Below are 20,408 nucleotides of genomic sequence, written 5' to 3' on the forward strand. Positions count from 1 at the left end.
AAAGCAAAGGATTTTCTTTGATTTTGCAAAAGAAAAGAGATTCATTTGATTTTTTTGGGGGCTGGTGCGAACCAAAAGAATAACGGCTGCCTCATTCGCGATGGGACAGCCGTTATGGTTATGCTGATGATGCCGCTTATCTTACGCCGCCACCGCCATGGCGACCGGAGAATCCGCCTCCGCCGCCTCGTCTCGACGTATGTCCGCCGTGGCCCGACGAGCGTGCTCTGGCGGCAGCCTCGCGTGATGCCTTTCGGGCTGCCGCGCGTGCTGCTCCCGAACTGAAGGTGGAGTGGATTGCCGAGATGGTAATTTTGTCAGCCATCTGATTTGCTATCGCATCCATGTTGAAGTATTCGGGATTTATCTTGCGCATTTCATCTATTACCTTATCGGCAATTCCGAAGAGCGTGGCGTAAACCATGTATTCCTTCCACAAAGCCACCTCGTTTATGCCGCGCTCGTTGAGCAGAGAGAATTCCTTCAGGAATTTCTTCAGTCCGAAAACCTGACGCACCTCGGTCTGGCGGTCTTTGTATTTTGATACCGTAGGGCTTGACGAATGTAGCAGTCCGGCAAACGATTCCATGATGCCGGCGTTGTATTTAGATTCGGTATATTCGCGCAGTTCTATTGGTTCGAGAACAGTATCGTTTCCGGCGGCTTTTCGGAATATCTCGTGAACCTTGCGCAGAAGCAGAGGCGTTTCGTCGGCATTCTGCAAAGGACGTATTACGAACTTTGGAATCTTCTTGCCTACGTTGTTTCTTCGTTGCTCAATGGCTATGCTTCCCATGCTTATGAGCCTTAGGATGCAGGCCGAGAGCAGGTTGTTGTAGTTATTTCGGGAGTAGCGGTAGGCGTTGAGGATATTGTTGGCTTCCTGAAGGTCGCCTCCGAGCGGAATGTCGCGATACCACATCAGATTCTTGAAAGCCTTGCGTCGCGCCAGCCATATACTGATGCCGCCCCAAAGCATCTCAATTATTCCGTAAGTAAAGATTATGATTACGAAGATAACGCCAAGCCAGTCCTCGATTGTCCATTCGGAAAAGTCTTCGGCATAGTCGCTGCCCTCGAAGGCTTGCTCTTTCTTGTGCTCGAAGGTGTCGTTATCTTTAATAGTCGGCTCGAATATTCCCTTGTCGAAGCGCACCATTATGTACAGTCCGCCTTCCTGTCCGAAGGCATAGGTGTTGGTTGCCACTATCTTTCCCTCGCTGAAGACCATGTCGCCAGCAAAGCGGAATCCCCACGCGCCGCTGTTTTCGGTTGTAAACATTACGGAGTCTTCTGACTCGATGGTTAACGTAGCCTTTTCGGGCTTGGGGCTGACCGATGTGTCCATGAACACATGGCGTATGGCATCGGCATCGGGGTGGGCACGCACGAGCCCCGTAACGACATATTCGGTTATGTAGGTGCGTTCGCCCGACGCACCCAGACCCCAGCACAACTCGTATCCGCCCGATTTGGCAACGATGCCGCATTTGCCGGTTTTCCATTCGCGGCTGCGGTTAACGTCCCATTCGCCCACGTTGGTGTATTCCTGCCCGTTCTCATCGGTAACGCGAAGGTCGCGCACCGTGCTTGGCGACATGTATCCCAAACCGATGTAACATTCTGTTCCGTAGTCGTCTATCGTCATGTCGCGTCGTTCGGTAATGAGCGCGTCGCCGTTATGCCTCAGCACCACGCGTATGTCGAGCTTGTGCAGTTGCGGAGCGGCCGTAGCGAAGGCTGATGCAAACAGGAAAATGTAGAGAAAAAGAATACGCAAAGGCATTTTTTAGAATGATTAGATTTTAAGTTTAGCAAAATAGAAGTAAACGGCATAATAAGAGATTATTACGCCGTTTACTGAATCCTTATAAAAAATTATTTTACGATGTAGACTGCGAATGTCTCTGGCGCGATTGTCGTGTCGAGACAGTTGCCGCTTATCGTCATGTTGCTCTCTTTTGTAGAGATTTTGTTTGGCTCGTCGAGCGTGTTCTCAGCCTCGAGATTGTCGCTCTGGAGCGTGATGACGTGTGCGCCTGCAAGCTTCTGCTTCTTGCTCTTTAACTTGAAGTTAACCTTCAGAGGCTGAGGTTCTTTGCTTGTGTTTGCAACCTTCACGATGTAGCTCGATGAAGCCTTGTCGAATACCGCGCTTGCAAACAGACCGTTCTGACCCTCGTTTCCTGCCACAGGCTTGTTGTCCATAGTCAGACTAACAACGTTGCTGCCCTTGTAGTGGCTGTAAAGTTGCTGAACAAGATAACTGCAAGAGCGGAAACTGCGCAGATTGTCGAACCAGATAAGGTCCGGACGCCATTGCCAGCCCTCGACGTGTGCAAACAGCGGAGCGTATGTAGCCATCTCAACCACGTCGGCGTTGCGCTCAAGACCAGTCATGAAGGCAGCCTCGAGTAGCGATGCGTAGAATTGGTTGTACTTCTTGCCCTTGATGTGGCACGCATATTCGCCTGCAAAGACCTTAGGACCTTTGCGGTCGTAGTTGTCGTAGCGGTTGCCCGATTTCAGGAACCAGTCGGCTGGGCGATAGAAATGCTCGTCAACCAAGTCAGCCTTCAGTTTCTTCATCTCTGGCCACAGATAGTCGAACTTCTTTCCTTCAGAATCAGGACCAGACGAGCCTACTATCTTAACCTCGGGATGAGCCTTGCGCAGAGCGTCGATAAACGGCTTTAGGTGAGCAGGGTAGATGTCGCCCCATTGCTCGTTGCCAATACCGATGTATTTCAGGTTGAAAGGCTCTGGGTGTCCCATTTCGGCGCGAAGTTTTCCCCACGTTGTGGTTGTTGCTCCGTTGGCAAACTCTATGAGGTCGAGCGCATCCTGAATGTAAGGCTTCAGTTCCTCAACCGGAGTGTGAACCTTGTCGTTGTTCTGATACTGGCACACCAGTCCGCAACTAAGGATAGGCAGAGGCTCTGCGCCAATCTCCTCGCTCAGAAGGAAGTATTCGTAGAAGCCCAGTCCGTAACTCTGGTAATAGTCGGGGTAGAAGCGATGCTCGAAGGTGTATTGCCAGCGGTTCAGGTTTAGCGGACGGTTCTCAACCGCGCCCACGCTGTTCTTCCAGTTGTAGCGGTCGCCCTCTTCCGTTCCCTCGACTATACATCCGCCCGGAAAGCGGAAAACGCCCGGCTTGAGGTCGGCAAGAGCCTGAGCAAGGTCTTTTCGCATACCGTTCTCGTGCCCCTTCCAAGTGTCTACAGGGAAGAGCGAGATATGGTCTATATCCACCGCCGATGCTCCGGCATGAAGCACGCGCAGGTGAGCCTTGTCTATCGTAGCCTTGCTCTTGATTATAGCCGTGTACTTCTTCCACTCCTTTGAGTCGATGGCAATCTTAGCCTCTTTCTCCTGAATAAACTGAACCTCGCCCATGTTGCTTGGGTCGATAAGTTGGATGCGAATGGTCGCGTCCTTGTCGTCGGTACGTCGAGCCGTGAACGTGATGCGGTATTCCTCGCCCTTTTTCAAACCGATGCCGAAGAATCCGCTGTTCTCCAAACCTGTGCGCTTGTGGCGGTGTCCCACCGGAATAAGGCGCACATAGTTAGGGTTGCGGTCGTATGCCGGATTATCGTTTCGTACCTCGAACTTTCCGAATGCCGTCCAGCCTTGTAGATGGTTTGGGAATTCGAACGAGCGGTTCTTTACCAACTCGGCATACAGACCACCGTCGGCAGCAAAGTTGATGTCCTCGAAGAAGATTCCGTACATAGTCTTCGGAATCGGCGCGCCCAGTTTTTGGGCATTAACGGTAATATTATTCTGCGCCGATGCGCTGATAGCTGTGGCAAAAGCCAAAGTTGTCAATAGTGATTTCATTGATATTACTAATTTTTACTATATTTGCAAAGTCGAATGCAAATATATGCATTTTGCATCAGACTTATGTTTACAAATGTATAAATAAAGTAAAAAATCTAAATTAGTATGAGAAAAATTACTATGTGCTTGCTTGCGGCAGCCGTTGCCGTTATGTCAAGCTGTGGCGGCTCTGGCAGTAAGTCAGCCGGCGCAAGTGGAAACGAAGCAGAAGTTGTGGTAGGTAACGCGGTAGACCTTGGCTTGAGCGTTAAGTGGGCCGACCATAACGTTGGCGCGGCATCGCCCGAGGAGCACGGAGGCTACTTCATGTGGTCTGACATTAAGGGTGACAAGGATGTAAGTGGTCTGAACACCTCTTCCGACAGCATTACCGGCAAGATTGGCAAGGACGTGGCTGCTACAAGATGGGGCGGCAAGTGGAGAATGCCAACCGCTCGTGAGGTTGAGGAGCTGTGTTCTAAGAAATGTTTATGGACATGGACAACCATAAACAGCGTTGCTGGCTATAAGGTTACAGGTCCTAACGGAAACAGCATATTCTTGCCGGCAGCAGGCTGCAAGCAGGGCGAGACAACCGAGAAGGGATTCGGTAAGGAAGGATATTACAGAGCCTCAACCTGCACGGCTAAGGGTAATTCGGAGATTATGTACTTTAAGTCGGGCGTAAACTACAAGAGTTATTTCGCTATGAATGTGGCTATGAGCGTACGTCCTGTTCAGGATTAAGTTTCAGAAAGAATTATTTATCAGAAGATGTCATCATCTTCTTCATCATCGAGACGTTGGAATATGCAGTCGGGCAGAATTTCCAGCGTCTCGCTGTTTATTTTCGACAGATGCCAGACGTAGTGGCATCGCGCGTCGCCGTTGGTCATGTCGAGGGCATCCATCACCTCGTCTATACTTTGCGGATGAGTGATGTGGCACTCGCAGCAGGGCGATGCCAGCAGAACGCCGCCCAGCCACTCAGTCATGGGCAGTTCCTCGCCCAGCGGAAAGTGGTTAACCATCCGTCCTTCCTCGCCTGCAATCTCAACGATATGCCTGCCCAGAGGCTCGTTCTTGCCGGCAATGAACAGTTTGCACGCGGCAATTCTTCTCATTTCTGTTTTTGTGTGTGATTAAAGTTCGTACATATCCGAAGGCACTTTGCGTCTAAGAACCTCGATGCTGATGTCTTTTCCGACGATGAGCCCAATCTCGTACAGGTGTGCGCCGATGCACTTCTCTACGATGGTAGGGTGGTTGTTCTCCTCGCTAAGGTGGCAGAGCCAGACGTGCGACAGCCCTTCGTGATAGTTTTCGGCCAGAGCCTTGGCTGCATCGGTGTTGCATAGATGGCCGTTCTCTCCGCCTATGCGCTCCTTCAGGTATGCCGGATAAGGTCCCATCTCGAGCATGCTGTTGTCGTAGTTCGATTCGAGCACGAGGTAGTTGGCATCTTTTATCATCTGCTCGGCGGTAGGGGTTATATGCCCTATGTCGGTTAGTACGCAGAAGGTCTTGCCTTCGGTTCTGATGCGGTAGCCCACGTTGTCGGTTCCGTCGTGCGGCACTTCGAACGAGCACACGCTAAAGCATCCAATCTCCGTTTCCTGCTCCTTTTCGAGCAGCTTAACGTATTCAGCTTCAATCTTTTCGGTAACGCAATAACTTTTGCGTATGCCTTCGTGTATCTTAGTGGTTGTATATACGGGGATGCGATAGTCGTTGGCAAGATGTGCAACAGCCTTTATATGGTCGGCATGGTCGTGTGTAATCAGAACACCGCGCACGTTGTCGAATTTTAGCTGTGCCTCTTTGAAGTATCTTTTCAGGGCTCTTATGCCCACTCCTGCATCAATCAAAAGGGCATCTTCGCCGTTGCTCAGATAGTAACAGTTACCGCTGCTGCCGCTTCCGAAACTCTTGAATTTCAACATAAGGACAAAAATTTGAGCAAAAATAAATATAAAAATACGAAATGGCAAACATTTGTTATATTTTTGTTTAACTTTGCATAACAAATTTAAAATCAAGATGCACAAGATTATATATTCGTTTGTAACGGTTTTGCTGATGGGATGCATGTGCCTTTCGTCGTGTAAGTCTAAGGAAGATAAAGAGATAGAGGCCCGGAACGATTCCATCAGGGCATGCGCGCAGACATTTGCAGACTCGTTTTTTAACATGCGCTATCGTGCGGCGGTTGAGTATTGCACTCCGCGCTCAAAAAACGTAATTAAGTTTATAGCGTCGAACGTGTCGCAAGACGATTTGGCAACTGTGGCGCAGGACAAGGAGGGCGCAAGCGTGGCAATACAGAGTCTGAAGGTAAATAAAACGGCTGATGCGGCTGAGGTGAGATGTCGCGTAAGCAACTTCCTTAACTGGGACTCGATAGGTGTCGACGGCAGACTTACAAGCCGCAACATAACACTTCAGGTTGTAAAGTCGAACAACAAATGGAAGGTAGACCTTGAAAACTTTCTCGACCAGTTGAGGTGAAATTGACAATTTTTCCTGTGGAATGGAAAACGAAGTGGATACTCGTATGCCAAGTTTCCCAAATGAGATTTAATGTATATTTTTTAGTAATTCGTAAGACTTAAAATAAAAATGAAGCCCAAAAGAAACATCTTTTTTTGTAGTGGAGCGGGAAAATATAAGATGCTTTTTGAATCTCAATCAAAAGCGGATAATTTTATACGTTTTAATAGCCAAGAAATATTGGAAGAAAAAGGCAAGACTCCTATTAGAAGCTATTATTGTGAAATATGTGGTGGGTATCATGTTACTAGTAATTCTTCTAAAATAGTTGGGAAAAAACTTGATCAACGAGACCATTTACATGTTGAACGGTTTTCGGCATACAAAAGAGAACATAAAGAGGTTAAAAGCTTATGTGATTCTTTATCTCAGCGATTGGTTAAAGTTCGAGAGCTTTTGTTCTTTGGAATAATTCATGAAGCAGAAGAATTGTTGGATATTTGTGATTTTGATATTGATGAATTGTCCAATCGGCAGTTTTGTAGAGGAGAAAAATTGACAATGTTAAAGGGACGAGTTGATGCGATGTATAAACTTTTATCTTCAATAAAGAAACTAATAGTTTTGCCAGAACAAGAAAAGGAACGTTTGTTGTCTTCTCCTAATTTGCAGAAGGATTTATATACGTTGAAAATTATTTATTCAAATATTCAGGCAATTCAGCAAATAGACTTGTTGTTGAAAGAAAATGATTTTTTTCTTTGTAATAATAAAATAGACGGAGTTGTAGAAAGAATATGTAAATGTAAGGAACTGTTAGAGTCAATTCAAAGGTTTGGCAAAAGAGAAATGAAAAGTAAATATAATGCTTTAATTCATGAACAAGAGTTATTATTTGAAAAAGTAAGGTCTGGAGGATGCTGTTAAAGAAGGGGAGATTTTGTTCAATTCAGTAAGTTGTGAGCCTCAAAATACGCGAGTTTGTAACTCGCATTGTCGCTCAGCGACAAGAGGTTATGTAAGGATGCAGTATTTGTGCGTTACGGATTTTTTTCAGCGGTGGGAATTCTTGCGTCCCTTCGGTAGCAAGCGACCATAGGTCGAGCGACAAATTCGGCAGAACATACGAACGGCAAATTCGTCTGAACGGTGGGGCGACGCTTTCTGCATTTGTGGTTTGTAAAACTAATCGGCTTGGATATGTCTGAAAAGCATCAGAACGGCAGACCAACGGCAAAGTGGAAGGCAAAGTCGCGCGACAGATTTGGATGTGCGATAGGGAATCGCTTGTAGCCGTCGCGAGGGTCGACAGCCTTTACGCCGCCATCGAATCGGACTATGAAATAATCGAAGTTGAAACGCAGTCCAAGACCATACGAAGCCGCAATCTGCTTGTAGAACTTGTTAAGCCTGAATTCACCGCCCGGCTGGTCGTCGTACTGGCGCACAGTCCAGATGTTTCCGGCATCGATAAATACCGCGCCGTTCACCTTCCAGAACAGGAATGTGCGGTACTCAATGTTCATATCCAGCTTAACGTCGCCGCTCTGGTTGATGAAGTTTATCGTCTTGTCCCTTCCGGCATACGAGCCCGGACCGAGCGTTCTGACCGACCATCCGCGAACCGAGTTTGCGCCACCCGAGAAGTAACGTTTCTCGAACGGAAGAACCGTGGAGTTGCCGTAAGGATAGGCTATTCCGAAGCCGATGTGAACCGCTACGGAGTTCTTCTTGTCTATCACAAAACCCTTGGAGAAGTCGAAGTCGCCCTTCAGAAACTGCGCATAGGCTATGTTGCCCACCTTGTACTGTCCATGCTCGTTCTTGGCTGTCTTGAAGGTTGATGTAACGGCATACAGCAGGTTGCCCGACGACTCTACGTTGAAGCGTATATTGTAGGCGTTTGTGCCGTAAGACGCGTTAGAGTTTGCCATTCCGAGCGAGTTGTAGTTGTATGTGTAGCCCGCCTTGGTGATGAGCAGATTTTCGTAGTTGTATTTCAGAATGGCGTTCTGGTTGCCGAGGCTGTCGATATAGTCGTGCTTGAACTTCTCTGAAATCCACGGCATGTAAACATAGTTCAGGTCGAGCACATCGACCTTGTGCTGCGCCTTTCGGCGGTACTGGTTCCAGCGGTATCGCCATACGGCAGTTGCCACCCTGCGCTTGAATTCGGGGCGGTTTTGCGTGTTGTACTGAAGGCTCAGCTCCGATGTGGCATTCACCCTGCGGCGGAAATCGTTCTTCAGGAAAGGGCAGAGGAACGACGGGAATCGGATTGAAGCCTCAGCGCCAAGTTCGGTATAGTTGTTGTCGCTGTATCCCTCCAGACCGCTGATAGCCTCGTATGCGCCGCGCACTCTTATCTGTAACAGCTCCGAGCCCTTGAACAGGTTGCGGTGCTGGAATGTAACAGCAGATGCCGCTCCAAGGTCGCCTGCCGAGTTTGTTCCCTCAACCTCGAAACTGAACGATTTTGAGCGTCCGTGCGTAAGGTTGATGTAGCAGTCGAGAAGCGTGGAGTCTGCGCTGTTCTCGCGGAAGTTGATGGTCGTATATTTCAGATACTGAAGTCGTCCCATCGACGTGTATGTGCTCTGTACGGCTCTCTCGCGATACGGATATTGCGGTCTGATGTGCGTGTGGCGCGTCAGAACCTTAGGGCGGTATCTCAGTCTGCCTTTCTCGTACAGAACGTTGTAGCCGTTGTATTTTATCGTGTCGATGCGGCGCGGACGCGCGTTGTCAATATCGGCAAGTATATTAACGCTGTTTACCGTATATTTGCGGTGCATGGTAGGTTCCGAACTGTTAGTCTGCTTGTACAGCTTCAAGTTTAAGGTCAGGTCTACCATCTTAGAGCCGCTGCAAGTATCGGCTGTAAACGATATGAATTCCTTGTTAAAGTGATAGTAGCCAGAGTTTTGCAGATGCGTTGCGGCTCTGCTTCGCTCCTGCTCAAGAGTGTTGATGCTGAATACCATTCCCGGTCTGAGCAGAGAGTTTGCCGAGTCGTTGCGCAGCACGCGGGCTACCGCCGTGTCGGGAATGTTGAAGTTAAGGTTGCGCACATAATACAGCTCGCCCGGCTTGAGCAGATACTTAACCTTAATCTTGTGCTTGTTCGTAGTGGTGTCTACATCTACCGATGCGCCCATGTATCCCATGTTCTGCATAACAATCCTGAGGTCGTTGGCAGAACGCTCGGCAAGTTCGGCATCATAGATTACCGGAGCCTCGCCCAGCTTGCGCAGCGTGCGGTTTCTCCACTTTGTTGAGTCGAGTCCCGACATCGAATAGATGTGCAGCGGCACTTTGAAAGTGCTGAACCACGATGCGTTAGGGTTCTGCCTAACATATCCGTGCAGATTGCCTGCCTTTACGTCCTTGCTTTCCGAAACGACGCTTACCTCGTCGAGCAGATGCTCTCCCTCGGGAATGAACTTGGATACCGAGCAAGAACACAGCGTGGCGAGTGCCGAAAGCAAGAAATAGTGGGTTGTCCTACGCATCTTAGAGTAAATAATTTGTTTCGGAGAGCAAAGGTACTTAATTATTTTGATTTGTGAAAATTTTATGTAATTTTGCATGTATTTTAATAACGACAACCCTTCAGACGGCTTCGTCCGTGCGCTTTGCCGATTTTCATTTTGCGCGGCGGCGACCGTTATTTTTATTGGATATGATTAGTAAGAACGACATAAAATTCGTACACTCGCTCGAACTGAAGAAGAAACGCCGCGAAGAGAACGCCTTCGTTGCCGAAGGACCGAAACTTGTTGGCGAACTGATTGGCACATTCAGACTGCGCGCCGTCTATGCCCTTCAGCAATGGATTGAGGCTAATGAGGCATCGCTCAACGGCGTTACAGTTAAGGATGCCACGCAAGACGAGTTGCGCAAGATTAGTTTTCTGGAAACGCCGCAAGAGGTTGTGGCCGTGTTCGAACAGCCCGACTACGATGTTGATGCGCGCAAGACCATAGCCGAAAATCTGTGCATAGCTCTCGATGGCGTGCAGAATCCGGGCAACCTCGGAACAATCGTGCGCCTTGCCGACTGGTTTGGCATCAGCGATGTGTTCTGTTCTGCCGATACTGCCGATATCTTCAACCCAAAGACCGTTCAGGCTACCATGGGCGGAATGGCGCGCGTGCGTGTTCATTATACATCGCTTCCCGAACTTGTTGATTCGCTCGACAACGACGTGCCTGTCTACGGCACTCTGCTCGACGGCGGAAACATCTACACACAAGACCTTCAGCAACGCGGACTTATCGTTATGGGCAACGAGGGCAAGGGGTTAAGCGAGGAGATGCGCAAACGCGTGTCGCACAAACTTTATATCCCGAACTATCCCGAAGGCTCGGAATGTGCCGAGAGCCTAAATGTTGCCATCGCCACTGCCGTTGTGTGTGCTGAGTTTAGAAGAAGAGGGTAAGGTTGGTTTGCGGTTATGGAATTAAGTAAAAAGGTTGTATTTTTTGGTTGTTGCTTTTGCGTGTATATAGGTTTTATCGGGCTCCATAATTGGAATAAAGAGAAGAAAGTAATGGAGCAGGGAGAACCTATTCCTGTGGGGCGTTTTGAGGTTAAGGAGTTTAATAAGGGCAGAAGACGTGCTCATGCAGAAGTTTTCTATAATGGGAAAACTTATAGGGTACATATGAAAAAATCGTATTGTAGTTTTGATTCTATAAAATCGCTCAAGCTATATTACGATGCAGAACATGATTCAATGTTCGAATCGCATGAGGCTGTTTCTGAATATTATTGTACTCTAATTTTTTTTGCCATGCCTTTGGTTCTGATATTCTGCTATATAAGAGAACGAAAGAAATTAAAGAAAGTTGATAAGGAAAAAAAATAGGGTCTTAGAAAAAAAGACCCTAATCATTAAAGACGGCTGCGGAGCTTGAAGTTATCGTGCCTATATGCAACTCACATCTTCATACCGCAAATATACAACAATTCTTTAAAAACAAAAAATATGGCAAGAAAAAATAATAACAAAGCAAGTCGTCGAAAAAACGATGAATCATCGCTGAAAAAAGTCATAATCTGCCTATCTGCCATTTCATTATAAATGCCGAAGAAAGGCTTTCAAAACAGAAGTTTTTCTCGATAATATCCTCTACTATGAAAGAATAAGGAACAAAACATTCAGAATTGCCCCAACTGATAATGCATATTTTTTGTATTTATAATACCTTTGTTCCATGAAAACTCTGAAAGAACTTTATAGAATTGGAAGAGGCCCGTCGAGCAGTCACACGATGGGGCCACAGCATGCGGCAGAGATATTTCTGGAGAGATGTAGCGATGCCGCCAAGTATGTTGTAACGCTTTACGGCAGTCTGGCAGCCACGGGCAAGGGGCACATGACCGACCAAGCCATTGGCGATGTTCTGAAAGGTCACGGACAGCTCGAAATACGCTGGGAACCGCAGACGTTTCTGCCATATCATCCCAACGGAATGCGCTTTCAGGCTTACGACTCGCAGCAGAATCTGCTAAACGACTGGACGGTGTTCAGCGTGGGCGGCGGCGCGCTGTCCGAAGGCAAGGGCTTCGACAAATTCGACGTGGCAGAGACATACGCCTATCCCAATCTGACGGAGATAATGAAATGGTGCTACGACAACGGCCGCAACTACTGGGAATATGTTGAGATGTGCGAGCAGAAGAACATCTGGGACTATCTGGGCGAGGTGTGGAACGCCATGAAGCAGAGCATCTCCAATGGTCTTACTAACGAGGGCGTTCTGCCCGGACCGCTAAAACTGCCTCGCAAGGCGGCAAACTACTACACCAAGGCAACGAGCTACAAGCCGCTGCTTCAGGAACGTTCGCTCATCTATGCCTACGCGCTTGCCGTGAGCGAGGAGAACGCTTCGGGCGGAACGGTGGTTACTGCTCCGACGTGCGGCTCGTGCGGAGTGATGCCGGCGGTGCTCTATCATTTGGAGCAGACGCAGGGCTTCTCGGAGATTCGTATTCTGCGAGCCCTTGCTACCGGCGGACTAATCGGAAACGTTGCCAAGCAGAATGCCTCGATAAGCGGAGCAGAGGTTGGCTGTCAAGGCGAGGTGGGAGTGGCTTGCGCTATGGCTGCCGCGGCTGCCTGTCAGTTGCTGGGCGGTAGTCAGTCGCAGATTGAATATGCCGCCGAGATGGGTTTGGAGCATCATCTTGGAATGACCTGCGACCCGATGTGCGGAATGGTTCAGATTCCGTGCATAGAACGCAACGCCTTTGCCGCCTCTCGCGCGATAGACGTGGCTCAGTTCGCGCTCCAGTCGGACGGACATCATCATGTGTCGTACGACAAGATTGTGAAGGTTATGAAGCAGACGGGGCACGACCTTCCGTCGCTTTACAAGGAAACGAGCCAAGGCGGAATGGCATCGCTCGTTGAGGACATATAGCCAATTTCCTTACATAATACAAAAAAACTCACAAATCCAGATGCGGACTTGTGAGTTTTTTATGTATTTGGCAGGATTTACGCTTCAGCAATAACAACTTTTGCACGCTCAAGAGCTATGTTGATGTTGCTGCAAATGTTGGCGTTGCCAATCTTAGTATCGAAGTGATTCTTGATAAGAACCGACTGAACCTTCTCGTTTACGCCCGAAAGGATAACCTTGATGTTCTCCTTCTTGCTCATAGAGATGAGGTTCTCGAGGTTGTGCAGACCGGTTGAGTCGATGAACGGAACTTTTCTCATTCTGATGATTCGAACCTTTGGACGGTCGTTGCCCAAATCAGCCATCATCTCCTCAAACTTGTTGGCAATTCCGAAGAAGTAAGGACCGTTAATCTCGTAAACCTCAACGCCTTCTGGAACAGCCAAATGCTCCTCGTGAGTATCGGCATCTGTGTCTGCGTTAGGGTCAATCTCATCTGTAATAACCGAAACCTGAGTAGTCTCTGCCATACGGCGCATACAAAGAAGGCACGCAAGAACCAATCCAACTTCAATTGCTACGGTAAGGTCGAAATTTACTGTAAGCAGGAATGTTGCCAAAAGCACGCTTACATCGGACTTTGGATTGTTGAACATCTCGCGGAATGTTCTCCAGCCACTCATGTTGTAAGAAACGATAACCAAAACGCCGGCAAGACAGCTCATCGGGATGTACTTTGCAAGCGGCATCAAGAACAGGAAGATGAGCAGCAAGACAACTGCGTGAACAATTCCGGCAATAGGGGTCTTACCGCCGTTGTTGATGTTGGTCATTGTTCGTGCAATTGCGCCTGTTGCAGGAATACCGCCGATGATAGGACATACGATATTTGCAATACCCTGACCGATAAGCTCCTGATTTGAGTTGTGGCGGTCGCCAATGCAACCGTCGGCAACAGCGGCAGACAAAAGGCTCTCGATTGCGCCGAGTACCGCGATGGTAATGGCAGGCGAGATAAGTTTCTTTATAACCTCCCAGTTGATGGCTGGCAACGCAGCCTCAGGAATTTCAGAACTGATGCTGAAGCGGTCGCCGATGGTCTCGATGCTTGCTCCCATGCCGTTCTGCTTAAGGAAGAATACGGCAGCTGTCATAACAACGATGGCGATGAGCGAGCCCGGAATAACCTTCGAGAACTTAGGAGTAACGGCGATGATGATGATGCTGAGAATTCCAACGGCAGTACACCAAGGGTCAATCGTTGCGAAATTCTGCAAGTAAACGCCCCACTTAGCGATAAAGTCGGCAGGTATTCCGCCTTCGATTGTAAGACCGAACAAATCCTTCACCTGAGTAGTGAAGATTGTAAGCGCGATACCGCTGGTAAAGCCCACAACGATAGGATAAGGAATGTATTTGATTATTGTTCCGAGACGGAAGATACCAAGCAGAAGAAGGAAGATACCAGCCATGAAGGTGGCTATTGCAAGTCCGCTCATTCCGTACTCCTGAATGATTCCGTACACGATTACGATGAACGCGCCGGTAGGACCGCCAATCTGGATTTTCGTTCCACCGAATGCCGAGATAAGGAAACCGGCTACGATGGCGGTTATGATTCCCTTCTCAGGAGTTACTCCCGATGCAATACCGAAGGCGATTGCCAGCGGCAAAGCCACGATACCCACAATGATACCGGCCATGAGGTCGGCCATGAATGTTTGTCTGTTGTAATTGCGCAACGTCGAAAATAAACGTGGCTTAAATACAAAACCTTTCATTTACCCTAATTTAATTTTTTTTGTCTTTAAACACTTATATTATTTCTCTTTTTATCTCTTATCTATCTCCAGTCTTAATTTGCCGCAAAAAATAAAGTGCAAAAATACTTCATAAAATTCAGAAATCCAATTTTTGACTTTGATTTTGGCTCTAAACTGCTGTTTTATTGCTTTATGTTAATTATTGGCGATTGCGCTTTACGCCTCGCACGGCTTCCGATTCGAGCGGATTGTCTGGCCACGAATGCTTTGGGTATCGGCGTTTCAGTTCCTTGCGCACCTCGAAATAAGTGTTTTGCCAAAAGCTGTTTAGGTCTTGCGTTAGCTGAACGGGCTTGAATCCGGGCGAGAGAAGTTCCATAAGCACGGCTCGCTTGCCGTCGTCTATGCGTGGTGTGGAGTCCATCCCGAAACATTCCTGAAGGCGCACGCGGAGGATTGGCAACTCAGCTCCCACGCGATACTCAATCTTTATGCGGCTGCCTGTCGGCACTTTAATGTGGGTAGGTGCAAGTCGCTCTACCTCGGTCTGCTGTTCGTAGGCAAGGAGCGACCACAGAGCCTCGCAGAGGTCTATTTTCTTCAGTTCGGCGGTGGTTGTACTGTTGCCGATATAGAACGGAAGCCACTCGTCGGCTCGCCTTAGAACCGCCTCGGTAGAGAGGTCGGGCAATTGCATCTCGGGATGCCATTCTGCCACTACCGCCACGCGCCGCTGTAGGTTCTGCACCTCGTCCGAGAAGTTGAGCATACTTGTGCCGTACTTCTGCGCGGCGTTGCAGATGGTTTGCTTTATTGCTTCGGAATTTCCGTCGGAAATAGGCTTGGAATCTATCAGCAGACAGCCGATTTTGTATTCGCGTTGTGCCACGATGCAGCCCTGGCGGTTATCCCATGATATATTATCTTTTACTTTAGCAAAACTTTTTAAGTCTTTAATATTCAGTGGAGAAGCAAGAATAATTCTGTTGTTTACGACCTGTGCCACGGCAAGATTGTCGTAGGCCGACAGAGCATCATCCTTGTCTATTACGGCTTTGTCGCCGCACGACAGCATGAATGTGTTGTATTCGCCTTTCAGAGCCATTGCTATGCGTTCGGGATAGGCAGATGCAAGCAACATTCCGGTGGCGTAGATGTCGGGCTCGGCATTGTCTTCCTTCGTCTTGGCGATGTGGCGGTAATGCTCGCTTGCCATCATTATGCGCTGCCATACCTTGCCAGATGCGTTGCCTTTCCGTGCCCTTCGCAAGGCAGAAAGGCGAGTGTTGATGTCGGCATCGGCGGTGGCGGACGAGTTGCGTACAGAAAGAGGGTCGCGCTCCTCGAGAAGGGCAGCGATGTCGGCGGCGAGAGCCTTCATCTCGGGCGTTTCAGCGGTGGCGAGCATCTGCGCAATTCGCGGATGGCATGGCAGAGCCGACATCTTGCGTCCGTGAGCCGTAATCTTGCCGTCATCTGCTATCGCGCCAAGCATTTTCAGTAGTTCGCGCGCCTGCTCAACTTGCTTTACGGGCGGAGTGGTGAGCCAAGCGATGCTTTCGAGCGACTTCTCGCCCCATGCCGTGATGTCGAGCACCATCGGTGTGAGGTCGGCTGTAAGAATCTCCGGCAGGCGGTTCTCGTCCATGCGATGTTCGGTTGCGAGCGACCACAGACGATAGCAAACTCCCGGAGCCGTTCTGCCGGCGCGACCGGTGCGCTGGTTTGCCATATCCAGGCTTATCTGCTTGGTTTTGAGGTGGCTGAGTCCGCTGCGAGGGTCGAACTCCATTGTGCGATGCAGTCCTGAGTCGATGACGATGCGCACGCCCTCGATGGTGAGCGATGTCTCGGCAATCGACGTGGCGAGAACGACCTTGCGCTCGCCCTCGGCACTTGGCGCAATGGCGAGGTTCTGCTCGCGTTGCGAGAGAAGTCCGTAGAGAGGGTAGACGCTCGTTTTTCCGAGCGAGTCGCCAAGCATCTCCTTGCATCTCAGAATCTCGCTTTCGCCCGGTAGAAATGCCAGAATGTCGCCGTTGTGCTCCTTGTGCGCCTGTCTGATGGCGTGGGCTACGGCTTCGGCGGCATTCTGCTCGGTTGCCTCGTCTGTGCTGTGGATGACGTCGACAGGGAACATTCTGCCTTCACTCTCGACGATTGGCGCGCAGAGCGTGCGACTGATGCCCTCGGCATCTATCGTTGCCGACATGATGATGATTTTGAGGTCGGGGCGGATAATCTGTTGAGCCTCGAGCGAAAGGGCAAGGGCGATGTCGGATGCCAAGTTGCGTTCGTGAAACTCGTCGAAGATGATTGCCGAGACGCCTTCGAGCGTTGAGTCGGCAACAATCATTCGGGTTAGGATGCCTTCGGTAAGTACCTCAATACGAGTAGAATCCGACACCTTGTTGTCGAATCTCACGCGGTAGCCAACAGTCTTGCCCACAGGCTCGCCAATCATCTGCGACATTCGTGCGGCTATCTGTCTTGCAGCCAGTCGGCGCGGTTCGAGCATCAGAATCTTGCCATCGTCGGGCAGACCTTGCATAATCGTGAGCGGCAGAACAGTCGACTTTCCAGCTCCCGGAGGGGCGGTAATCACAACGCGACTGTCGGTTTTCAGAATTTCGTTAACCTTGCCGGCTATCTGCATGGCTGGCAGATTATCGGCATATTTTATTGTAATCATCAGTATAATAATCTTTTACAAGTTGAAAATCTCATCGGCACATTTCAGATAATCGTTCGATTCGGGAGGGTCGAAGGCGATGTCGAAAATTCTCATTCCCTTCTGTTTCTGCCTTTTGAGCCGTGCCCAAGTATCGTCGCGCATCGGGTCGAGACGGAAATCGGAGAGGATGAGCAAATCGGCCGTGTTGAAATCGGCTTCTTCCATCTTCTTCACGGCATCCTCGACCGCAGGGGCGATGTCCGAGCCTTTGTGAAAACTTATGCAGAGAAAGTGTACGAGTTTCTTGAAGTCAAGTTCGAGATTGCGGATTGTTATTGTAGAAATGTTCTCTGAAAAATTGATTATGTGGAACGGTCGCTGACGCGCATCGTTCATCTCGGCAATGGCAAGGATTATGCTTTTGCTCATAACCTCGGCATAGCCCATCATGGATGCCGATGTGTCTATGCAGATGATAAAAGGACCTTTGCGTTCGGGCTCTTCGGCCTCGTTGCCTTTCTGGATTGTGCGGTCGAGGCGCGCTCGTTCCTTGCTTGCGTATTCGAAAACCTGCAATTTTTTCTCGCGCATCTTGCGCATAAAAATCGGTTGAAGTTCTTTGTCGATTAAAAACGCATATTCTATTGGCAATAAAGATGTTATATTGCTGCCTTCTACAATTCCGACGATGTCGCTGTGGGTGGCATGGCGAGTTGTCCAGCCGTTTTTAGAGCCCGATTTTGCCGCGTGGTTACGCTTTCTTACTGATTGCTCCCGACCTATTTTTTCGACAATCTCCTTGACCTTGCTGCTCTTCTCGGCATATCGCTTGTACTCGAAAATCTCGTCTATGACCTCTTCCTTCTCGTCGCGCAGAAGATACATCAGCCGCGACAGCTTTCCGCCGCTTCCGATGGCAAATTTCAGTCTGACTTTCTTGTAGATTCGGGCTTGCTCGGCACAGAATTCGTCGCACAGACGGTTTATGTGCTGCATCTGGAAGTTGAACTCCATGTCGTACAAGAGCCGTCGCCATTTCTGCATGAAAATGTTGCGTTGGGTGGCAAATTCGGCTGTACGGATGCGGTATCGTTTCAGGTTTTGCAGATGGAAGTCTATGTTGAATTCCTCAACGTCGTAGAAGCGTACGAAGTTGTAGCGCATCTGCGAAAGGAAGATGAGCATTTCTTGGTCGTTCTTTAACTCACACTGGTTCAGCGTGTTCCACTGCCCGTTATATTTAGAGTAGAGCGATTGCAGCGACTGGCACGTGCGACCGAAATAACTGTCGGCCTGCGACTTTAGTTCCATCTCGGTGGCTATGCCGTTGCTGATGAGCGAGTTCTCGTCTTCTCTCACGCGTCTCATCAGCATGTCGCGATACAGTTCCAGCAGATATTCGTATGCTAATCGTTCGTCAGCCTTGTCCATAATACGTCTGCTGAATTTCCTTTATCTCGTTGTTGTAGTCGGTAATTTCGGTACGCATCTCTTTGAAAGCCTTTCTGAGGGCGCGTTTCTGGCGGTTGTCGATGAACAGACTGCCGTTGATGTAGTCGGCTTCTTCGGCTTCAAGACGCTTGTATTCGTCGAGCAGAAACTGATAATGGTCGATACATTTTCCGATGCGGTTCTCAATGTCCTTGTCGGTATGGTTTAGGTCGAGAGGTTTTGCATCTTGCTCAAGTTCAAGCGGATATGATGTTCCGGAGATGATTACGGAGCGCACGCCCTTGCTTATCTGAATGATGTTGCGAGGGTCGATGTTGAGCAGTTTTGTGCGGTCGTATCGCTTCATGACGTAGGTGTTTGTCATGTTCTTAGGCTTGCTGAAATAGAACATCGTGCTTTCGTTCATCTTCAGAGCCTCGTATTCTGCGGCGTAGATTAGCACCCGGCCGCGTGTTGAGTAGCCGTTAATCTGGTGAAAGAACGAGTTTACCGTCTTTATGCTGTGGTCGGTCATCTCCTTTACACTTGTAAACGAACGCATATCATCTTGAATACGAAGCACTTCCTGACGCAGGCCTTCGAGCCCTATTCCTATTCTCATTCCTTGGTGAATGCCTTTGTTTACAATCTCCTCAATGTCGTCGAGCTGCTCGGGATTGTCCCACAGACAGTACATCATCAGCGAGCAGTCGGCATAATGGATGCTTGTTTCGTTGTTGATGAATGCGGCGGTGCGCATCAGCCCGAAAATCTTCTTCCAACGGCGGTCGGAGATGTAGAGAGGCTGTCGCTCTTCCTCGCGCTCATCGTGCTGGTTGTACTCGTTGATTAGGTTTTTTATGGCATGAATCGTCTGCATTATTCCTGCTGAATAAGCCGTTTTCTTGCTCTGCTCGTGCCATTCGTGATATTCTTCTTCGCTGAAAGACAGAGAGTTGTCTACCTCAGCCTCAATCTGTACGTTGTCGGATGTTATCATGTACTCAAAGCTGCTCGGATCTTCGATAGGGTTCACGAAGTAGCGAATTAGGAATCTGTCCCACAAGGCTTCGAGCCCTTCGCCCTCGGCTGGCAGCTCGTTCGATGCCGAAATCAGAAGTTTCAGCGGCAGCGGAACGGTGTTCTGTCCGTTGCGGAAAATCTTCTCGTTGAGCACCGTAAGAAGCGTGTTCTGAATGCTCGGACCGGCCTTCCAAATCTCGTCGAGGAATACAACATCAGCCTCGGGCAGATAGCCGTCGGTTATGTGCTCGTACTTGTCCTCGTCTTTTAGTCGGGAGATTGAGACAGGACCGAAAATCTCGTCGGGCGTAGAGAAGCGCGACATCAGATACTCGAAGTTCTTTCCGTCTCTGAATGCTTGTTTCATTCTTCTGGCTATCATTGACTTGGCCACTCCGGGGGGGCCCAGAAGAAAGATGCTCTCTCCGGCAACGGCACACAGCAACGACAATGCAACGGCCTGTTCCTTCTCGTACAGACCGTTGCACAGTTGTTTTAGCAATAAGTCGGCTCGCTCTTTGCGGTTCATTTACAGAGTAAAGCGGATTATGAACTCAACAATCTTAATTCCCAGCGCACCGAATCCAATCATATAGAAGAGAGCCTTGTCGTCGGGCTTCATGAAGTAGACGACAACGGTTGCCACGGCGGCGATGATGAACAGGGCATTTAGCACGGCGCGAACCTTTTCGGTTGGAAACTCTTTCTTTGAACTCTTTCCGAGTTTTTTGTCGGCACTCTGTGCCTCCTCGATTATTTTGTCAATTTCTTCAGCGTTCATAAAATAAT

Annotated in this window: 16 protein-coding genes; 6 read left to right on the forward strand and 10 right to left on the reverse strand. The window is 49.1% G+C overall.

The window, feature by feature from the left end; genetic code table 11:
* Positions 1-136 precede the first annotated feature (136 nt).
* Together T538_RS0114545 and T538_RS0114550 are read right to left on the reverse strand one after the other, a co-directional pair.
* Positions 137-1,780, reverse strand: coding sequence for a DUF2207 family protein (locus T538_RS0114545; protein WP_031534906.1), 1,644 nt, complete (start codon positions 1,778-1,780; stop codon positions 137-139).
* A gap of 98 nt (positions 1,781-1,878) precedes the next feature.
* Positions 1,879-3,846 (reverse strand): alpha-L-arabinofuranosidase C-terminal domain-containing protein, encoded by a 1,968-nt coding sequence (locus T538_RS0114550; protein WP_031534908.1) that lies wholly within the window; start codon positions 3,844-3,846, stop codon positions 1,879-1,881.
* 108 nt (positions 3,847-3,954) lie between these two features.
* Here T538_RS0114550 and T538_RS17890 point away from each other — a divergent pair, with 108 nt between their 5' ends.
* A complete protein-coding gene (locus tag T538_RS17890) occupies positions 3,955-4,575 on the forward strand; it encodes a hypothetical protein (protein WP_051656151.1) in 621 nt (206 codons plus the stop codon).
* A gap of 20 nt (positions 4,576-4,595) precedes the next feature.
* Here T538_RS17890 and T538_RS0114560 read toward each other — a convergent pair whose 3' ends face one another.
* The gene (locus T538_RS0114560; protein WP_031534912.1) at positions 4,596-4,952 is read right to left on the reverse strand and encodes a hypothetical protein; all 357 of its coding nucleotides are present in this window, start codon (positions 4,950-4,952) and stop codon (positions 4,596-4,598) included.
* 18 nt (positions 4,953-4,970) lie between these two features.
* On the reverse strand, positions 4,971-5,771 hold the full coding sequence (locus T538_RS0114565) for an MBL fold metallo-hydrolase (protein WP_031534914.1): 801 nt from the start codon (positions 5,769-5,771) through the stop codon (positions 4,971-4,973).
* A gap of 97 nt (positions 5,772-5,868) precedes the next feature.
* On the opposite strand from T538_RS0114565, the gene T538_RS0114570 reads away from it, so the two are divergent.
* Both T538_RS0114570 and T538_RS0114575 read left to right on the forward strand, forming a co-directional pair.
* Positions 5,869-6,336, forward strand: a complete 468-nt coding sequence (locus T538_RS0114570) for a hypothetical protein (RefSeq protein WP_031541483.1) — start codon at positions 5,869-5,871, stop codon at positions 6,334-6,336.
* A 111-nt stretch (positions 6,337-6,447) separates the two neighbouring features.
* Positions 6,448-7,245: a hypothetical protein gene (locus tag T538_RS0114575; protein WP_031541485.1), complete on the forward strand. Its 798-nt coding sequence runs from the start codon at positions 6,448-6,450 to the stop codon at positions 7,243-7,245.
* A 287-nt stretch (positions 7,246-7,532) separates the two neighbouring features.
* On the opposite strand, the gene T538_RS0114580 is transcribed toward T538_RS0114575, so the two are convergent.
* Entirely contained in the window at positions 7,533-9,830 is a 2,298-nt protein-coding gene (locus T538_RS0114580; RefSeq protein WP_031534920.1) for a translocation and assembly module lipoprotein TamL, read from the reverse strand.
* Positions 9,831-10,000: 170 nt separating this feature from the next.
* On the opposite strand from T538_RS0114580, the gene T538_RS0114585 reads away from it, so the two are divergent.
* The 3 genes from T538_RS0114585 (at position 10,001) to T538_RS0114600 (ending at position 12,746) form a co-directional block, all read left to right on the forward strand.
* A complete protein-coding gene (locus T538_RS0114585) occupies positions 10,001-10,759 on the forward strand; it encodes a TrmH family RNA methyltransferase (RefSeq protein ID WP_031534922.1) in 759 nt (252 codons plus the stop codon).
* Positions 10,760-10,774: 15 nt separating this feature from the next.
* Positions 10,775-11,188 carry a hypothetical protein gene (locus tag T538_RS0114590; RefSeq protein ID WP_031534924.1) on the forward strand — a complete coding sequence of 138 codons (414 nt, stop codon included), beginning with the start codon at positions 10,775-10,777 and terminating at the stop codon, positions 11,186-11,188.
* A 349-nt stretch (positions 11,189-11,537) separates the two neighbouring features.
* Positions 11,538-12,746, forward strand: a complete 1,209-nt coding sequence (locus T538_RS0114600; protein ID WP_031534926.1) for an L-serine ammonia-lyase — start codon at positions 11,538-11,540, stop codon at positions 12,744-12,746.
* A 77-nt stretch (positions 12,747-12,823) separates the two neighbouring features.
* On the opposite strand, the gene T538_RS0114605 is transcribed toward T538_RS0114600, so the two are convergent.
* The 5 genes from T538_RS0114605 to T538_RS17355 form a co-directional block, all read right to left on the reverse strand.
* Entirely contained in the window at positions 12,824-14,509 is a 1,686-nt protein-coding gene (locus T538_RS0114605) for a SulP family inorganic anion transporter (protein ID WP_031534928.1), read from the reverse strand.
* Between the two features lie 181 nt (positions 14,510-14,690).
* A complete protein-coding gene (gene hrpB / locus T538_RS0114610; protein ID WP_031534930.1) occupies positions 14,691-17,183 on the reverse strand; it encodes an ATP-dependent helicase HrpB in 2,493 nt (830 codons plus the stop codon).
* A gap of 15 nt (positions 17,184-17,198) precedes the next feature.
* Positions 17,199-18,596 (reverse strand): VWA domain-containing protein, encoded by a 1,398-nt coding sequence (locus T538_RS0114615; protein WP_031534932.1) that lies wholly within the window; start codon positions 18,594-18,596, stop codon positions 17,199-17,201.
* Complete coding sequence (locus T538_RS0114620) at positions 18,583-20,148, reverse strand: AAA family ATPase (protein WP_031534934.1); 1,566 nt, start codon at positions 20,146-20,148, stop codon at positions 18,583-18,585. The genes T538_RS0114615 and T538_RS0114620 overlap by 14 nt, the downstream gene beginning before the upstream one ends.
* Complete coding sequence (locus T538_RS17355) at positions 20,149-20,400, reverse strand: hypothetical protein (protein ID WP_034539299.1); 252 nt, start codon at positions 20,398-20,400, stop codon at positions 20,149-20,151. It lies immediately after the preceding gene.
* Positions 20,401-20,408 lie beyond the last annotated feature (8 nt).

Source organism: Bacteroides sp. Ga6A2 (assembly GCF_000702225.1).
In the GTDB taxonomy this organism is placed as follows: Bacteria; Bacteroidota; Bacteroidia; order Bacteroidales; family Bacteroidaceae; genus Ga6A1.

Coding starts and splice junctions, on each gene's coding strand:
- T538_RS0114590 (WP_031534924.1), top strand. CDS start 10,775: ATGGAATTAAGTAAAAAGGTTGTATTTTTTGGTTGTTGCTTTTGCGTG.
- T538_RS0114585 (WP_031534922.1), top strand. CDS start 10,001: ATGATTAGTAAGAACGACATAAAATTCGTACACTCGCTCGAACTGAAG.
- T538_RS0114575 (WP_031541485.1), top strand. CDS start 6,448: ATGAAGCCCAAAAGAAACATCTTTTTTTGTAGTGGAGCGGGAAAATAT.
- T538_RS0114580 (WP_031534920.1), bottom strand. CDS start 9,830: ATGCGTAGGACAACCCACTATTTCTTGCTTTCGGCACTCGCCACGCTG.
- T538_RS0114615 (WP_031534932.1), bottom strand. CDS start 18,596: ATGGACAAGGCTGACGAACGATTAGCATACGAATATCTGCTGGAACTG.
- T538_RS0114550 (WP_031534908.1), bottom strand. CDS start 3,846: ATGAAATCACTATTGACAACTTTGGCTTTTGCCACAGCTATCAGCGCA.
- T538_RS17890 (WP_051656151.1), top strand. CDS start 3,955: ATGAGAAAAATTACTATGTGCTTGCTTGCGGCAGCCGTTGCCGTTATG.
- T538_RS0114565 (WP_031534914.1), bottom strand. CDS start 5,771: ATGTTGAAATTCAAGAGTTTCGGAAGCGGCAGCAGCGGTAACTGTTAC.
- T538_RS0114570 (WP_031541483.1), top strand. CDS start 5,869: ATGCACAAGATTATATATTCGTTTGTAACGGTTTTGCTGATGGGATGC.
- T538_RS0114605 (WP_031534928.1), bottom strand. CDS start 14,509: ATGAAAGGTTTTGTATTTAAGCCACGTTTATTTTCGACGTTGCGCAAT.
- T538_RS0114600 (WP_031534926.1), top strand. CDS start 11,538: ATGAAAACTCTGAAAGAACTTTATAGAATTGGAAGAGGCCCGTCGAGC.
- T538_RS0114620 (WP_031534934.1), bottom strand. CDS start 20,148: ATGAACCGCAAAGAGCGAGCCGACTTATTGCTAAAACAACTGTGCAAC.
- T538_RS17355 (WP_034539299.1), bottom strand. CDS start 20,400: ATGAACGCTGAAGAAATTGACAAAATAATCGAGGAGGCACAGAGTGCC.
- hrpB (WP_031534930.1), bottom strand. CDS start 17,183: ATGATTACAATAAAATATGCCGATAATCTGCCAGCCATGCAGATAGCC.
- T538_RS0114560 (WP_031534912.1), bottom strand. CDS start 4,952: ATGAGAAGAATTGCCGCGTGCAAACTGTTCATTGCCGGCAAGAACGAG.